A 16,996-nucleotide genomic window follows, 5' to 3' on the forward strand; every position below is an offset into this window, starting at 1 on the left:
CCGGCAATTGTTAAAATTCTAATCACGCATCACTGTTTACTTGGAAGCCTGCTTCAAACAGTCTTCCACACCGCCTGTAAATCCGTATAAATTAATGCTTACGGAGGCGATGGTATCGGTATAGCCATCTTCATTGATCAGACCGTCCAGAGACTGGTTATCCAGCACGTAGGCCACAACCGATTCCGCCTGTTCATGCCACTTCGGGCCGTCTTCTGTCATCACGTACTCGCCGTTCATGGATAAGCTGCTCTTTTTCTTTCCGTCCTTATCCACACAGTCCCAGGTGAGAGCCGTGATCTTTCCGTCCTTGATTGTCATGGCAACCTGATCCTTATAGCCGTTGCCGTCAAATTCCGGAGATTCATAGGAGTAGCTTCCATCCTTTACCGCGTTCACGGAAGCCGCCGCTGTACCGCCTTCCGAAGACTGGCGCAGACAGTCCTCCACGCCGCCGGCAAAGCCGTATAAATTGATGCTCACGGAAGCCACCGTATCGGTATAGCCGTCCTCATTGATCAGGCCGTCGAGCGACTGGTTCTCCAGCACGTATTTTACGACTGCATCCGCCTGCTCATGCCACTTCGGGCCATCCTCCGTCATGACGTACTCACCGTCCATGGAGAGATTGCTCTTTTTCTTTCCGTCTTTATCCACGCAGTCCCAGGTGAGAGCCGTGATCTTTCCATCCTTCACGGTCATGGAAACCTGATCCTTATATCCGTTGCTGTCAAACTCCGGCGCCTCATAGGAGAAGGATCCGTCGTTCCAGCTGCTCTTTGCCGCGGTTTCCGAAGATGCCTGACGCAGGCAGTCCTTCACTCCATTTACAAATCCGTACAGGTTAATGCTTACAGACGCCACCGTATCGGTATAGCCATCCGCGTCGATTAAATTATCGAGAGACTGGTTATCCAGCACGTATTTCACAACCGCATCTGCCTGCTCGTGCCACTTCGGGCCGTCCTCTGTCATCACATACTCGCCGTTCATGGATAAGTTGCTCTTCAGTTTTCCGTCCTTATCCACGCAGTCCCAGGTAAGGGCTGTGATCTTGCCGCCTTTGACGGTCATGGCCACCTGGTCTTTATAACCGTTGCTGTCAAATTCCGGCGCCTCGTAAGTGTAAGACCCGTCGTTCCATCCAGCCTTCGTTCCGGCTTCTCCGGCTGCCTGCTTCAGACAGTCCTTCACACCGTTTACAAATCCGTATAAGTTAATGCTCACGGAAGCTACCGTATCGGTGTAGCCATCTGCATTGATCAGACCGTCCAGAGACTGGTTATCCAGCACGTATTTCACGACCGCGTCCGCCTGCTCGTGCCACTTCGGGCCATCCTCCGTCATCACGTATTCGCCGTTCATGGATAAGTTGCTCTTCAGCTTTCCGTCCTTATCCACACAGTCCCAGGTAAGAGAGGTGATCTTGCCGCCCTTAATGGTCATGGCTACCTGATCCTTGTATCCGTTGCTGTCGAACTCCGGCGCCTCATAAGAGTAAGATCCGTCGTTCCAACCAGCCTTTGTTCCGGCTTCTCCGGCCGCCTGCTTCAGGCAGTCCTTCACACCGTTTACAAATCCATATAAGTTAATACTTACGGAAGCTACCGTATCGGTATAGCCTTCTTCATTGATCAGGCCGTCCAGAGACTGATGATCCAGCACGTATTGCACGACTGCATCCGCCTGCTCATACCACTTCGGGCCGTCTTCTGTCATAACGTACTGGCCATCCATCGAGAGATTGCTCTTCAGTTTTCCGTCTTTATCGACACAGTCCCAGGAAAGCGCCGTAATCTTGCCGTCCTTGATGGTCATATTCACCTGATCCTTGTATCCGTTGTCATCGAATTCAGGGGATTCATAGGAATATGTACCGTCATTCCAGCCAGTCGCTGTTTCCTCTGCCTTTGTTGTCTCTTCTTCCGCGGCTTCGCCTCTTGCTTCAGCAAGCGCCTTTTCCACCGCTTTAATGATTGCATTGCTGCTGAGTGTGGCGCCTGAAACCGCATCCATATCCAGCGTCTGTTTTCCAATAATTGCATCCGGAAGAGATGGTACTACCTGATCCAGAAGTGTCTCTTTCTCTCCCACTACATCGATCGATTCGATCGCCTTTGTGGAAACCTTAACCGTTACGGTAACGGGTCCGCCATATCCGCGGGCAGATGCCGTGTACGTTCCCGCCGTGTAGATCGCCGGACGTGCCATATCATCAATTGCTTTGTAAAGCGGATCGGATCCGAGTATTGTTGCTCCCGCCAGAACCACCAGCGCACCCAGCCCGATCAGTCCCTTTTTCTTCGTATCCATACTGCCTTTATTCATGATTTCCTCCTGAAATGTACGATTTACTACTTTGTTTTTATTTTAACATATTCTTAACGATACAAGCAATGCTTTTTTTAATGATTTTGATTATTTTATAAAATTTTTATAACTTCATGTATAATTCTGGAAATTGTGTTATACTATGAAGGACAATTGCTGGAGAATTGGAAAAATATGTAGGATTTTAGCACTTTATAATGCTAATTCAACACAGTATTGCTCGAAAGTACAAAGAACAGGAAAGAAAATGATGAGTGCAGAGAATAAACATATCGGAAAAAAGAAGAAGGAGCTCGTTCTGATCCTTGTTATTTTAGCAGTTTCCGCGCTGCTTTATGCAGGTACGCGGATTATTTTTTCAAAACCACCTATGAGAGTCGAAATATCGGTGGATGGAGTTGTAATTGAAACCCTTGATTTAAATAAAGACACAGAGTTCACCGTCGAAGGCTGGAACGGCGGAACGAACCACATCGTCATTAAAGACGGAACGGTTCACGTCACCGAGGCCAGCTGCCCGGATAAGGTCTGTGTCAACCAGGGGACGATCCGGCGGACCGGGGAAGCCATCATCTGCCTTCCCAACCGCATGATCGCCCGTATTACCGGCGGAGAATAATTTCTCCGCCTATTCTTTTGCCGCAACCTGGCGTTTTAAGTATCCAAACGCGCCGGAACGGCAGAGAACGCCGATCAGAATCGCCGCGATGGCCGTTCCGCACAGCGTACTCATCAAAAATGGCGCCACATAGAAAAACAGGGCGACCTCTTTTCCCATAAGAATCGCCGCAACCGGATAGCAGAGCGTCGCTCCGATTATACCGGTGCCGATGATCTCGGCCGCATAGGCGGCGGTCAGTTTTCCGGTCCAGCGGTAGGCCAGCCCGCAGAGCAGCGCCCCCACCATGCTTCCCGGAAATGCAAGAAGGCTTCCCGTACCCATCAGGTTTCTGATGAGCGACGTACAGAAAGCGATCGCCATACCGTAGACCGGACCCAGAAATACGCCCGCCATGACGTTTACCATGTGCTGAATCGGGAAACATTTCGACGCCCCGATCGGCACGGAAAAGGTGGACAGTGCCACCGCCAGAGCGGTCAGCATGCCGCTCACTACCAGTTTCTTAACATTAAATTTCATCTTCAGTTCCTCCTGTGTTTTTCTATAACATACAAAGAGTCCGGCAAGCCGGACTCGTGCGCCGGAGCGCGGCCGCTTCAGCAGCCCCCGGAGTTTTTTGTTTCATAGGACAAACTTTCCCATGAAACAAAAAAAGCGCCCATACCAAACGTCTGGTATGGGCGGCAAATATCCCTGTCATCTCATATTTCCCTACGTTGGCATTATCCAAATCAGGTAATAGGTCGAAGTTTGAGCACTTCCTCTCAGCCCGCCGCACGAGCTCCCTGTTGTATGTCAGTCTATCACTGCCTGCTTTTTTTGTCAATCCTTTCTTTCGTCTCCGAAGAAAAACAAAGCCACGGTTCCCGGTCCCGTATGGGCTCCGATAACGGTTCCGATGCTGTTGATCAGCACGCTGCCGTTCAGCTCCGGAAAGCGCGTCTCCACCAGTTCGGCCACAGCCCTGGCGTCGTCTTCACAGGCAGAACAGGAGATGAAGCATTTCCCTTTGTACCCGTTCTTTCCATCGGCGTGCTCTTCCATCATCCGGACCGCTTCCTGCATCGCCTTTTTCTTTGTCCTGATCTTATGACGGGGAATCAAATGTCCCTCGTGATCCATGTTCATCAGCGGGCATATGTTTAATACGGTCCCCAACATGGCTGAGGTCGCAGAAATACGGCCGCCCCGCTTGAAGCTGGTTAAATCCGTGGAAAAGAACCAGTGATGCACGTGAAGTCTCCGCTCCATCGTGATCCGGTACGCCTCTTCCAGAGAAAGGCCCTGGTCGCGTAAATCCGCGGCCGCGTCCACCAGCAGTCCATAGCCGGAAGAAGCCCCCAGGGAGTCCACCACCAGAATCTTCCGGTCCGGGTACTCTTCCTTCAGCTCTTCCACCGCGCTGCAGGCGGAATTATAGGTCCCTGAAATACCGGAGGAAAGGCTGATATGGAGAATATCCTTTCCCTCCTCTAATATAGCTCCAAAAAAATCATGGAACTCAGCCACGTTGACCTGTGATGTAGTCGGCATGGCGCCTTTTGAAATCCTATTGTAAAACTCATCAAACGGCATGCTCTGTCCCAAATCATCCGGGTAGGACACCCCGTCCATTAAGTAGTGGAAACAGACATAGGGAATCTGACGTTCGTCAAAATACGTTTTCTTCATATCTGCCGTGGAACAGCATGTTAATACAAATTGATTCATACTCCGCACACCTCCTTTTGTGATTAGCCTTTTTCATTCTATCACAAAATTCGTCAAATTGGAATCTTTACCGTAAATTCCGTCCCTTCCTCCAGTTCAGACTGTACCGTAATCGTTCCGTGATAATAACCCGCAATGTGCTTTACAATGGATAATCCCAGGCCGGTTCCGCCCTGTTTGCGGCTTCGTCCCTTGTCCACCCGGTAAAACCGCTCGAAGATGCGCCCAAGGGATTCCTTTGGAATTCCCATGCCGTTGTCCCTTACCCGTATGATCATTTCCTTGTCTTCTTCTGTAATGGTCACCCAGACCTCTCCGCCCGGTTTGTTGTACTTTATGGCGTTGCTGAGCAGATTGCTTAAAAGCTCCGTCATCTGGCGGACGCTTACGTAGATGCACAGCGGTTTGCAGTCCGCGTGGACCAGAACTTCATTGGAGGCTGCCAGCGGCTTCAGCGATTCCAGCACGTCCTCCAGAACGATGGACATCCGGACATCCTGGCGCGCCTCTTCGGCCTCCTTCGTCTCCAGCCTGGAGATCATCAGGATATCGTTAATCAGGCTGGTCATGTGGATCGCTTCTTTCTTGATCCGCCGGATGAAGTCCTTTTTCTGTTCCTCATCCTGAATAATTCCGCTCTCCAGAAGCTCTGCGTAGCCCTGTACCGACGTGATCGGCGTCTTTAACTCGTGGGAGGCGTTGCTGAAGAATTCCTGCCGGATCTGCCGCTCCAGTTCGATCTGGTTTAGATACTCCTTGACATTCTTTGACATTTCCGTCGTCGTCTCCGCGATAATGTTGATTTCCGGATACTGGTACGTCTCAAAGGTCAGCTCCGTGTAGTCTCCGTTGACCTTCAGCATCTCCTGCGATATCTCCTTCAGCGGCTTCGTGATGGAAGCCGCAAAGCTGTCAGCCGAGCAGGCGGAATAGATGAGCGCCACCAGGAAGCTGAGCCAGACAGCTGGAAGAAGGAGAATCAAATACTCCTTAAATCCGGTAAACGGTACCGCCATCCGCAGTATATAGTCAGAATGATCCGATTCATAAGCCACGTACAGCATATTTTTCTTCAGCGTATCGGAATATCTCCTGGAGGAGCCGCTCCCCGATTCCAGTGCTTCCTTAATCTCCTCCCGGTCCAGGTGGTTGTCCATGGAAGAAGTATCCACCACGCCCGTATCGGCCGCGACGCTACCGTCCTTTCTGATGACCGTAAAACGGCTGCTGTTGTCATTCACCGTCTCCTCCAGCATCATCACCTCGCCCTGTAAATCCCCGCTATAGTCGAGAACGCTGTCGATGGCCCGCAGAGTGTAGGTCATGTCCTTTCTGGAGCTCTTTAAGAGCGCGCTGCTGGCTGCTATATAAAAGATGGCGCTGCTTAAGATCAGCGCCGCCAGGATTACCTGAATAAATTTTACAAATATGGCCTTCCGCATATCAGCCTTCCTCCGTCTTCACAAAGCGGTAGCCCACACCGCGCACCGTGCGGATGCAGAAGCCGCCCTCCTCGCCCAGCTTCTGGCGGAGCGTTCGGATATGCATATCCAGCGTCCTCGTCTCTCCGTCGTAATCGTAGCCCCAGATGTGATTTAAGAGTTCATCCCGGGTGACCACCTTGCTTTGATTCTCCATAAGGTACAAAAGCAGCTCGAATTCTTTTAAAGTCAGCTCTACCTTTTTCCCGCTGCTTAAAACCTCTCTGGTCTTTTTATTCAGACTGATGCAGTATTTCTCTAAAACCTCTTCCTCTGTCTGGTTTCTCGCCCTGCGGCGGAGCAGACTCCTGATTCTGGCCGCCAGCTCCATGACGCCGAAGGGCTTGGTCATATAGTCATCAGCGCCGCCATCCAGTCCTGCCACCTTGTCAAATTCCCTGTCCTTGGCGGTCAGAATGATAATGGGCATGTCTGCCAGGGCGTCATTTTTCCGGATTCTCTTTATCGCACTCAGGCCGTCCATCCCCGGAAGCATCAGGTCGAACACCGCCAGATCCGGCATGTCTGTCTCAATGCTTTTGAGGGCGTCTTCCGCCATCTCAAAGGCGGAGACACTATACCCGAAGCCCTCCAGGGCAATTCTGATTAAATCCCTGATATTGTCGTCGTCTTCTACCACATAGATTCTTTCCATACGCGCCTCCTACATCTCATCTCTCACAAATCCCGCTATGTTATGGGCGTGATCCGAAATACGTTCCAGGTTGCTCAATGCCTCCAAAAATACGATGCCGTTTTCCGGCGTACACTTATGGCTGGACAGACGCTCAATATGGCGTTCTCTCAGTTCTTCCTCCAGCATGTCCACGCTCTCCTCACTCTGCACCACGGCCCGTACCTCAGACATACCGGCGCCGCCTCTGGCGTTGATGGCGTGCTCCAGTGCGGAACGCACCGTCTTTATCATTTCCTTCATCTCGCCGGCCGCTTCCACGGAAAATACGATATTCTTGTCCGCCTTCTCCACTGCCAGCTCCGACAGGTTCTCACAGTGGTCGCTAACGCGTTCAAAGTTGCTGACCGTATAGAATAAATTCTTCACCAGCAGATGCTGTTCCTCATTCAGGGACTGATTGTTAATCTTGACCAGATAGGAGGTCAGAAGCTTCTCGTACTGGTTGATCTTTGCCTCCAGCTTCTCCACCTGCTCCGCTTCCGCCCTGCTGTTATCCAGTAAGGCCGCTGTCGCAATATCAAAATTCTCCAGCGCCGCTTTCCCCATGTTGATTACTTCCTGTGTCGCATTCTCAATGGCGAAGGACGGCGTCTCTAAAATTCTCTCGTCCAGGTGGCGCTCCATCTGGGAGCCTTCCGTCTCTTCCTTTCCCTTTTTGCTGCCTCTGATCATGAAGCTTGATGCCTTTACCAGAAGGCCCGCGAAGGGGAATAAGAGTATCGTATTGCTCACATTAAATACGGTATGGAAGATAGAGATTTCCACACTGCTGATCGTCGATGACGCAAACACCGGATTCAGTTTAAAGATGATATACATCACAATTCCGAAGATCACGGCCCCCACCGTATTAAAGAGAAGGTGGATTCCGGCCGCCTGCTTCGCCGTCTTATTGGCTCCGACGCTGGAGATCAGCGCCGTCACGCACGTGCCGATATTCTGTCCCAGCGTGATGAAGATGGCAGACTGCCAGTTCACGATTCCGTTTAACGCCAGTGTCTGCAGGATACCCACCGACGCGGAAGAACTCTGGATAATTCCGGTCACCGCCGCACCGGCAAGGATACCGAGAAACGGATTTCGTCCCAGAACCGCAAATGCCTGCGCAAATATAGGAGCGTCGCGGTACGGAGTGATGGAGGCCGACATAAAGGTCAGACCGATAAACAGCACGCCGAAGCCCACCAGAATTTCTCCCGTCTGCTTCTTCTTACTGTTCTTGCAAAACAGCGTCATGACCGCACCCACGCCCACCAGAGCTGGTGCGAAAAACTCCGGTTTCAGCATCTCGCCCCATTCGCTCATGGATACGATCCAGCTGGTTACCGTGGTTCCGATATTGGCGCCCATGATGATGCCGACCGCCTGGCCCAGGTTCATAATCCCGGCGTTTACGAAGCCGACGACCATGACCGTGGTGGCGGAACTGCTCTGGATAATGGCGGTAATACCCGCTCCGAGAATCACGCCCATCAGGCGGTTCTTCGTTAATGCTCCCAACAGCTGCTGCATCCTGTGTCCCGCAGATTTCTGCAGTCCATCCGCCATGGCATTCATGCCATAGAGAAACATTCCCAGACCCCCGATAAATTTAAACAGCATCTGTAAATCATTGATTGACATAGTCCCCTCCCGGTTTTCATGAAATAAATTGATTGATTATGTAAGCACTATATCAAATCTATGTAAAGTATGATGCACGGGAATGTAAAATCTATGTAAAATTTTGTCTTATTTTAAAATTTCCTTGTATACACGAAGCACATTCTTATAGAACACGCCCTCGATCTCCTCCTCCGTAAAGCCGGCCCTTCTCATGGCCTGCTCCAGCACCGGCAAGTCTTCCGGTGATTTTATCTCCAGTTCCCCTCCGATTCCGTCGAAATCCGATCCCAGCCCGATACACTGAATTCCGCCGATTTTCTTCATATGCTTCATATGTAAAATCATGTCATCGACGCGGCTCACCGCGTGTTCACCTCTCTGCCAGTCATGCAGAAAGTCCGCACAGTAATTGATGCCGGCCACTCCGCCGCGCTCCGAAAGCGTTTTAAGCATCTCATCGGTTAAGTTTCTTGGATTGGAGGCAACCTTCCTCGCGTTGGAGTGGCTCGCCACGAACGGTTTCTTCGTATACCGGAACACATCCATAATCCCCGCGTCAGACAGGTGGGACACATCCATAATCATCCCCAGCCGTTCCATCTCCCTGACAAATTCGATCCCCGTCTCCGTCAGTCCGTGTTCCGTGTCCGGTTCAAAATACGCCTCGTCCCCTTCAATCCGGATTATATTCGGCCAGCCCAGCTCATTCCGAAAGTTCCAGGTAAGCGTCATCATCCGCACTCCCAACCGGTAAAAGTTCCTCAAAAAAGAGATTTCTCCCTGGCAGACGCCGCCTTCCTCGATTGTCAGCAGCGCAGACATTTTCCCCAGTCTCCGGTTCTCCTCAATATCTTCAAACGTTTTCACAATCCCGATCCGGTCTCCATGCTCTTCCAGCTCCTGATAAAATAGGTCCACCAGCTTCATGCAGTGTTCAAACGGCTTCTCATACCTGTCCAGCGACGTAAACATCGCAAAATTCTGGAGACAGTAGTCCCCCTTCTCCATCCTCTCCAGGTCCACATGGCAGTCATTCTTCCATACCGAATGCTCCTTCCCCTCCTCCTTCCGGTAAAATAACTCAGAAATCGTATCACAGTGCATATCCACAACCTTCATATTGTTTAAACTCCTCTATGTCTTCATTCTCAAAAAGGAGCAGCTCCAGGCGGGCTACTCCTTCTGTAACTATGCAAATAGTATCACCATTATTCCAATTTTGCAACCCTGCCCCTCAAAAACGCCCCTCTCTTTTCCCCCAGCGGAGCCAGTACACAGCCGGAAGCGCGGCGGGGAGGCGGAGGCATGGATATTTCAGTGTGCCGGCATCTGGATACGAGCAATAAGAAAGTCCGAGCCTGGCGAACGCGCCCGCATTTGGCGTGTCCGACAGGTTCGGACTTTCTTATTGTGAGTAGGAAGCAAGACGGACACGAAATATCCATGCCTCCGCCTCCCCGCCGTGATTCCGGCGTACCCTCACTCACTTCGAAGCGCATCAATCGGATTCAAATTCGCCGCCCGGTTTGCCGGCATATATCCGAACAGCAGCCCGATTCCCACAGACACGCTGAAGGACACTGCCACGGCGCTGGGCGTCGGAGTCGCGTTCATTCCCATGGCTGTGCCGATGACCGTAGTCGCCACGGATCCGATCACAATTCCGATCACGCCGCCGATGGAGCTGGTCACGGCCGCCTCGATGACAAACTGCTGCATGATCGTCCGTTTCTTCGCTCCCAGCGCCTTGCGGATACCGATCTCCCTGGTCCGCTCGGTTACGGACACCAGCATAATATTCATAACTCCCACGCCAGCCACCAGCAGGGAAATTCCGGCGATGCCGCCGAGAAGCATGGACATCATGGCAATCATGGAATTCAGGGAATCCAGAAGCTCGCTCATCGCCGTGATCCGGTATAAATCCTCATCCTTAAAGATTTCCATGAGAAAATCATCGATCGCCGTCTTTGCCTCATCCGTATGATTCATATCGGCCGTGGCAAACGTGTAGCTGCTGATATTGGCGTTTCTCGTCATCTTCGCGGCGCAGCTGTACGGCATCCAGACGAAATCATCGCTTCCGCCCGATTCCAGCTCATCGTCATCCTGTCTCGACACCACGCCGATAATCCGGAACGCATTTCCTCCGATCTTAATGGTCTGATCGAGGGCTTTATCCACGCCTCCGTATAGATCCCATGCCACATAATATCCCACCACACACACCTTTTGGCGCGACACAATATCGGAATACTGGATAAACCGGCCGGCCTCCAGCTCCATATCCTTCATCTCCAGGTATTCCTCGCTGACTCCGGACACCGTCGTCGAGGTAGATGACTCCGTCCCGTTTTTTACAGTCGTGGATACGGTCACATTCGGTGTCATCTGGGCAAATAAATCCCTGTTGTCCTCGTAAAATTCATACATCTCATCCACAGAGACCGATCGGGTGGAAAGATTCGTCACATTGACTGAAATCTGGTTAGTCCCCATGCTTGCGAAGCTCTCCGTCATGTAAGACATCTGACCGTTGACAAGGCTTACCAGAATGATAACGGAAGCCACGCCGATGATGATGCCCAGCATAGTTAAAAAGGACCGCATCTTATTGCCCATGATACTTTTCATTGCCATTTTAAAGGATTGCAGAATATTCATTTACGTCTCCATCAAAGTTGATCTTTCCGTCATGCACTCTCACCACGCGCCGCGCCTCCATTGCGATGGAGCTGTCATGGGTAATCATGACGATGGTATTGCCTTCGTCGTTTAACTGTTTTAAGAAATCCAGAACGCTGCGGCTCGTCTTCGAATCAAGGGCGCCTGTCGGCTCATCGGCCAGGATCAGGGACGGGTCTCCCGCCAGAGCCCTGGCAATAGACACCCTCTGCTGCTGCCCGCCGGAAAGCTGGTTCGGAAGGTTCCTCCATTTTTCCGCCAGGCCCACACGCTCCAGCGAAGCCATGGCCCGCATGCGGCGGGTTGTATTGCCGGCCCCCGCGTATAGAAGCGGCAGTTCCACATTTTCCAGGAGATTCAGCTTGGGAAGCAGATTGTACTGCTGGAATATGAAGCCGATCATTCGGTTCCTGATGTCCGCCAGCTGATTGTCCGTCATACTTCCCACGTCTTTTCCGCCCAGTAAGTATTCGCCGGAGCTTGGTACATCCAGAGCCCCGATAATATTCATCAGCGTCGATTTCCCGCTTCCCGATTTCCCTACGATCGCCACAAATTCACCGCGGTTAATCGTCAGGGAAATGCCGTCGTTGGCCCTCACCTCTTCGTCGCCCATCTCATAGATCTTATAGATATCCTTCAGTTCAATTAATGTTTCTTCCAAGTCTTTACCTCCAGCCATTACCTGGGACCGCCGCCGTTATTTCCGCCGCTTCTTCCGCCATTTCCACCGTTTCCGCCTGGGCCTCCGCCGCTGGGCATGCCGCCCATTTCGCCTGGGCCTCCGCCGCTGGGCATGCCGCCCATCATATTAAATGACGAACTAACTGTAGACTCGGCCACATAGACCACATCACCCTCGGACAGGCCTTCCGTGATCTCCACATAGTCGTCGCTGATCAAACCAGTCTTTACATCGACAGCCCGGAAGCCCGCCGGAACCGGTCCCTGCACCTCCGTTACCGTATCGTCCTTTACATAAACCTTGTTGCCGCGCATCAGTGCGTCGGCCGGCACGGCAAGCACATCCGACGCCTGGTCGAGGATGATGACGCCATCCACATTCATGCCCGGAAGCAGTTCATCCATACCGTCGTTTAAGGTTACGGTGACAGGATAGTTGGTCACGCCGTTGGAGTAGGAGCTTTGCAGGCTCACATTGGTCACCGTACCGGAGAACGTCTCTCCGCTCACCGCGTCTGCGGTAATCACTACGCTCTGTCCCACGGCTACTTCCTTTACATCCAGTTCATCGACCGACATCTCAAAGGTATAGCCGGACATATCGTATATCACGGCAAGCGTCGTGCTTCCGCTGGTGCTCTTCGCCACCTTGTCGCCCGCCTTTACATTTTTCGTGATCACCTGACCGGAGATCGGCGCTGTGATCGTGTAATTATCGTAATTATCCTGCGTGCTCTCCACCTTGTTCCTGGCGGATTCCAGCGTTTCCTCTGCTTTTTCCACGGAGTCCTTATATGTTCGGAGAAGCTTCTCCGCCGATTTCGATTCCATGGTGAAAACAGGGGTTCCCTTGCCCACGTAATCGCCCTCGTTGATCAGCAGCTTTCCCACCTCCACACTGGAGGAAATGTCAGCATTCATCACAGTCTCCAGCGTCGGCTCAAAGGAGCCCTCCGCGCTGCAGATAAAGTCTCCCACCGTCGCTGTCGCAGCCATATCGGTGGTTAAACCGCCTGGATTCGCCGCCTCGATGGTGACATACCGGACAATCCGGCCGCCTGTCAGCGTCACATCCATGTTGCTCACCGCGGTAACCGTTCCCGTCAGCTGCTCTCCCGTATCCGTCAGCGTAAGCGTTGCACCGCTGCCCGCTCCGATGAAAGCCGCTTCCCCAGACAAAAACGGCAGTTTGATCTTCATGACCTTGTCATCGTAAATGTCGGCGATTTTCGTATTGGAGCTCACTTTATCACCTTCTTTGATGTACAGAGTCTTAATGTAGCCCGCCTCTGTTGATTTATAGGTATTGCCGCTGTAATCGCTGAGCGCCGTGTTATAGTCATCCAGGGCGACCTCGTAATTTTCCTGCGCCCTCGTCAGAGAATTGTTGACGCTGGTCAGCTCCGATTCCATGGAGGATGTATCGATCTGGTACAGGATCTGCCCCGCCTCCACCTGATCTCCCTCTTCAAAATCGGCGGCAATCACCTCGCCCTCCACGAGAGAGGTAATATCGTATGTATTCTTCGGAGAGATCGTACCCGATGACGACAGCTCCGAGGTGATATCCCGCGTCTCCACTGTCGCGGTCCTGACCTCTTTCACGTTCGCGCTGGCCGCTTTCTCCGCCTTCATCCGAACCGCCGTGTAAACTCCCAAGATGACGACGAGCAGGAGAATCAGAATCAGAAGAAGCTTTTTCCCCTTCCTGCCGCCCTTTTTTCCATTCTTTGTCTTATTTCCAAAACTTATTTTCTTCATCTCAGGCTCTCCTGTCAGTCTTCAATATAATCAAGCACGGTACGCGTCTCATCGCCGTTGCTGTCCGTTGTCACGGAATAGACCAGAGTGACCGTATCTCCCACCCGCATATCGCCATATGTGGAAAATGCAAACTTCATCTCGGTGCTGTCCAGTTCATACGTATTGCCGTCATCCAGTATGATAGCATCCGGCGTCATCAAATCGGCCGAATTGTATATGACATTTGTGATTTCACCGAATACCGCGGAACGCCCGTTCTCATTTTCGCTTCCAACTGTATACAACCATACTGTTTTGGATACCGGATGGTAGTAAACCAGCACGCCGTTATCATTCTCCAGCGCCGCAGAGATGGCTTCGCTGCTGTTGGAGATCGGCGACCCATCGAGGTATACGCTGGCAGCGCTCAGCTTAAACGGCAGATAATCGGAAAGGCGGCTCTTGCTCCTTACGATCTTCGGTCCCTTCAGGCTGTTGTCCACCATGGTAAGCGGATTGATCTCCCCGTCGGAGGTCAGCTCACATCCCAGGCTCTTTCCGAACATGGTTCCCGCCTTCGTATCGGTCTTTAAAAGATTGTAGAATAAATTAATGCAGTCCTCCTTTATGAGGACCTCCTCCGGACTCTTATTCATATTTTCATCGAGCTCCAGGAAATGGTATTTGGACTGCCTGGCCCCGGTCTGGTCTCCGGTAAAATCTGTATTTTCATATCCCAGCAGCGCCAGCATTCCCCTTACGGCCTCCTGAAGCGTCACATACTCATCCGGTTTAAAATTCCCTCCTAAGTATCCCGTCATCCACCCTTGTTCTGCCGCAATCCTAATGGACGCTGCATACGTATGGTCACGCGGTACATCGGCAAATACAGAGGTATTGCTCACACTGCTGACCGTACTCCTGTAGGAAGACGCATTCACCAGCATGCTGGCAAACTCCCCTCTCGTAATGGCAGAATCCATGTTGGTCACACTCATGATCCCCGATATTCCGATCACCTTTTTTCTCAAGTCAATATTTGTCGAAGCCTCCGCCGTTATGGGCATCACAGCCGTGGCCGTTATGACCACTGCCATGGAAGCGGCTATTCTTCTTCCATTCATCCGATTTGCTCCTCTCTGCACTCTGTCTGTTATTCATGTTCAGTTTATCAGGCTCCTATGTTCATTTTGTGTCAGCAACCTGAAATTAACCTGAAACTTCTTTTCACTCTTTTTCATTCGCCCCATTCTATCATGGATACCTGAAATTAACCTGAAAACCGGTTTCAGGCTATTTTCAGCTTCTCCTTCTATAATAATATGTAACAGTTCAGACGGCGCCGTCTGAACTGTTACAATAATATCTATAAAATGCGGATACAGGAAAAGGAATGGGATTGCCAAACGAGGAAACCCCTTTTATAATATTGATAAGGATATGGACCGGCCGTTCGGCCATACCGGAAAAGGAAGGAAATGATTCATGAATATACTGATCGTAGAAGATGAAGTGAGGCTGGCCGACGCGCTGGGACAAATTATGGAGGAACAGCATTACCACACGGACATCGTTTATACCGGTACAGATGGTCTCTACTGCGGCCTGTCGGGCGAATACGATGTCATCATCCTTGATGTGATGCTTCCCGGGGAAAATGGATTCGATGTGGTAAAGAAGCTTCGAAAGGCCCATGTCCAGACGCCAGTTCTGATGCTGACCGCCCGGGACGACATAAGCGACAAGGTGACCGGTTTGGACCGCGGCGCCGACGACTATATGACGAAGCCGTTTATCCCCGAAGAGCTGCTGGCACGGATACGCGCCCTCTCCCGCAGACAGGGCGAGGTGGTCGTGGAAGAACTTCATTTTGGAGATCTGACCCTGAATCTTTCAACCAACGACCTGGTGCGCGGAAGAAAGTCCATCCATCTGGGATATAAGGAATTTGAGGTACTGAAACTGCTCATGAACAATGCGGGAAAAATCATCTCCAAGGATATGCTGATTTCCAGGGTATGGGGAAATGATTCCGACGCGGAGGACAATAACGTGGAAGCCTACATTTCCTTTCTAAGGAAAAAGATTACATTCTTAAGTTCCAGGGTTGAAATTGTAACCGTCCGGAAAGTAGGCTACCGTCTGGAGGAACCGTCATGCTGAATAAGCTTCGCGGAAAATTTATTATCATCAACATGTCCCTGGTCATCACGATTCTCATCATCGTGCTGGGAAATTTTTATCATGCCAATCTCTGGCGGCTGGAACGCCAGACTGAGATGGCCCTGATACAGGCCCAGGATTCGGCCCGCTTAAGTGGAAAACCGAACAAAGTGGAACCGGGACGCCGGACCGACGATACGCCGCCGCCCTTCGTTCCTACCGCAGTCATAACCCTTTCAAAGGCTGGGCAGGCGGTGACGGACGTAACCACAAACAATCTCTCCGTATCCGATGACATGGCGGCCACTCTGGCAGACCTTGTCATGGAAAACGGCGATCCGCGAGGCGTCTTAAAAGACTACTCCCTTCGCTATAACCGCTTCGAGACGCCGGACAGCATCACCATCGCGTTCGCTGACCAGAGCTTTGAGCTGAACAACATCCGAGCGCTGCGCCTTAACTGCCTCCTGCTGTTTTTCATCGCCGCTATCCTGTTTCTTCTGCTCAGCATCTTCCTGTCCCGCTGGGCCTTAAAGCCTGTGGAGCAGGCATGGAAACAGCAGAACCAGTTTATCGCCGATGCGTCCCACGAACTGAAAACGCCTCTCACGGTCATCCTGGCCAATTTACAGATTCTGCTCTCCCATCAGGACTCACCCATTAAGAGCCAGATCAAATGGGTTGACAACACGAAGGAGGAGGCATCCCGTATGAAGCAGCTGGTGGAAGAGCTCCTCTTTCTGGCGCGCTCCGATGCGGGCACGGTGGAAGTCACCCACACGGCGAATACCGAGTTCGATTACAGTGACAGCGTGCTGAACTGTGTTCTGCTCTTTGAATCGGTAGCTTTCGAGAACAAGGTCACCTTAAACAACGACATCGTTCCCGGCATCCACATCTGCGGCAGCGAGCCTCAGATCAAACAGATGGTCACCATCCTTCTGGACAATGCCTGTAAATACGCCGGTCTTCACGGAACGGTCTCCGTCTCCTTAAAGTCCTCCCCCCATCACGCGGTGCTGACCGTCAATAATACGGGAGAGCTTATCCCTCCGTCCGATCAGAAGCATATCTTCGAACGGTTTTACCGTACGGACAAATCGCGGGTGAGAAAAGAAGGCGGATATGGCCTGGGACTTTCCATAGCCAGGACGATCGTAGAACAGCATAAGGGGAAAATTACCGTATCCAGCAGCCTGGGGGAAGGAACGACGTTTACGGTTATGTTTCCGGTTCCTTAATGGAGGGACGAATAAGCCCGGGACAGTTCTTGAT

Annotated in this window: 14 protein-coding genes and 1 riboswitch; of the genes, 3 read left to right on the top strand and 11 right to left on the bottom strand. The window is 51.6% G+C overall.

Going from position 1 to position 16,996, the window contains the following annotated elements:
• Positions 1 to 36: 36 nt before the first annotated feature.
• Entirely contained in the window at positions 37 to 2,328 is a 2,292-nt protein-coding gene (locus M1L66_RS17580; RefSeq protein WP_434687362.1) for an FMN-binding protein, read from the bottom strand.
• A gap of 250 nt (positions 2,329 to 2,578) precedes the next feature.
• Here M1L66_RS17580 and M1L66_RS17585 point away from each other — a divergent pair, with 250 nt between their 5' ends.
• Positions 2,579 to 2,950 carry a NusG domain II-containing protein gene (locus tag M1L66_RS17585; protein WP_187023909.1) on the top strand — a complete coding sequence of 124 codons (372 nt, stop codon included), beginning with the start codon at positions 2,579 to 2,581 and terminating at the stop codon, positions 2,948 to 2,950.
• A gap of 9 nt (positions 2,951 to 2,959) precedes the next feature.
• Here the strand turns inward: M1L66_RS17585 and thiW are convergent, their stop codons facing one another.
• From thiW to M1L66_RS17635, 10 genes are all read right to left on the bottom strand, one after another.
• Entirely contained in the window at positions 2,960 to 3,472 is a 513-nt protein-coding gene (thiW, locus tag M1L66_RS17590) for an energy coupling factor transporter S component ThiW (protein WP_187023908.1), read from the bottom strand.
• Positions 3,473 to 3,643: 171 nt separating this feature from the next.
• A riboswitch (TPP riboswitch) is annotated at positions 3,644 to 3,751 on the bottom strand.
• Positions 3,752 to 3,775: 24 nt separating this feature from the next.
• On the bottom strand, positions 3,776 to 4,663 hold the full coding sequence (locus M1L66_RS17595; protein WP_187023907.1) for a DegV family protein: 888 nt from the start codon (positions 4,661 to 4,663) through the stop codon (positions 3,776 to 3,778).
• A gap of 53 nt (positions 4,664 to 4,716) precedes the next feature.
• Positions 4,717 to 6,105: a sensor histidine kinase gene (locus tag M1L66_RS17600; protein ID WP_434687365.1), complete on the bottom strand. Its 1,389-nt coding sequence runs from the start codon at positions 6,103 to 6,105 to the stop codon at positions 4,717 to 4,719.
• 1 nt (position 6,106) lies between these two features.
• The gene (locus M1L66_RS17605) at positions 6,107 to 6,799 is read right to left on the bottom strand and encodes a response regulator transcription factor (RefSeq protein ID WP_187023905.1); all 693 of its coding nucleotides are present in this window, start codon (positions 6,797 to 6,799) and stop codon (positions 6,107 to 6,109) included.
• 9 nt (positions 6,800 to 6,808) lie between these two features.
• A complete protein-coding gene (locus tag M1L66_RS17610; protein ID WP_187023904.1) occupies positions 6,809 to 8,464 on the bottom strand; it encodes a Na/Pi cotransporter family protein in 1,656 nt (551 codons plus the stop codon).
• A gap of 108 nt (positions 8,465 to 8,572) precedes the next feature.
• Complete coding sequence (locus M1L66_RS17615; protein ID WP_434687368.1) at positions 8,573 to 9,565, bottom strand: dipeptidase; 993 nt, start codon at positions 9,563 to 9,565, stop codon at positions 8,573 to 8,575.
• 360 nt (positions 9,566 to 9,925) lie between these two features.
• Entirely contained in the window at positions 9,926 to 11,104 is a 1,179-nt protein-coding gene (locus tag M1L66_RS17620; RefSeq protein ID WP_029466365.1) for an ABC transporter permease, read from the bottom strand.
• The gene (locus M1L66_RS17625; protein WP_187023902.1) at positions 11,088 to 11,813 is read right to left on the bottom strand and encodes an ABC transporter ATP-binding protein; all 726 of its coding nucleotides are present in this window, start codon (positions 11,811 to 11,813) and stop codon (positions 11,088 to 11,090) included. The genes M1L66_RS17620 and M1L66_RS17625 overlap by 17 nt, the downstream gene beginning before the upstream one ends.
• Positions 11,813 to 13,576, bottom strand: coding sequence for an efflux RND transporter periplasmic adaptor subunit (locus M1L66_RS17630; protein WP_434687370.1), 1,764 nt, complete (start codon positions 13,574 to 13,576; stop codon positions 11,813 to 11,815). Before M1L66_RS17630 ends, M1L66_RS17625 begins: the two co-directional genes overlap by 1 nt.
• A 14-nt stretch (positions 13,577 to 13,590) precedes the next feature.
• Positions 13,591 to 14,682, bottom strand: coding sequence for an S-layer homology domain-containing protein (locus M1L66_RS17635; protein WP_187023900.1), 1,092 nt, complete (start codon positions 14,680 to 14,682; stop codon positions 13,591 to 13,593).
• 361 nt (positions 14,683 to 15,043) lie between these two features.
• Between M1L66_RS17635 and M1L66_RS17640 the strand changes: the two genes are divergently transcribed.
• A complete protein-coding gene (locus tag M1L66_RS17640) occupies positions 15,044 to 15,721 on the top strand; it encodes a response regulator transcription factor (protein ID WP_187023899.1) in 678 nt (225 codons plus the stop codon).
• Complete coding sequence (locus M1L66_RS17645) at positions 15,715 to 16,962, top strand: sensor histidine kinase (RefSeq protein ID WP_187023898.1); 1,248 nt, start codon at positions 15,715 to 15,717, stop codon at positions 16,960 to 16,962. The genes M1L66_RS17640 and M1L66_RS17645 overlap by 7 nt, the downstream gene beginning before the upstream one ends.
• Positions 16,963 to 16,996 lie beyond the last annotated feature (34 nt).

Source organism: Hungatella sp. SB206, from assembly GCF_051132295.1.
Taxonomy (GTDB): Bacteria; Bacillota; Clostridia; order Lachnospirales; family Lachnospiraceae; genus Hungatella; species Hungatella effluvii.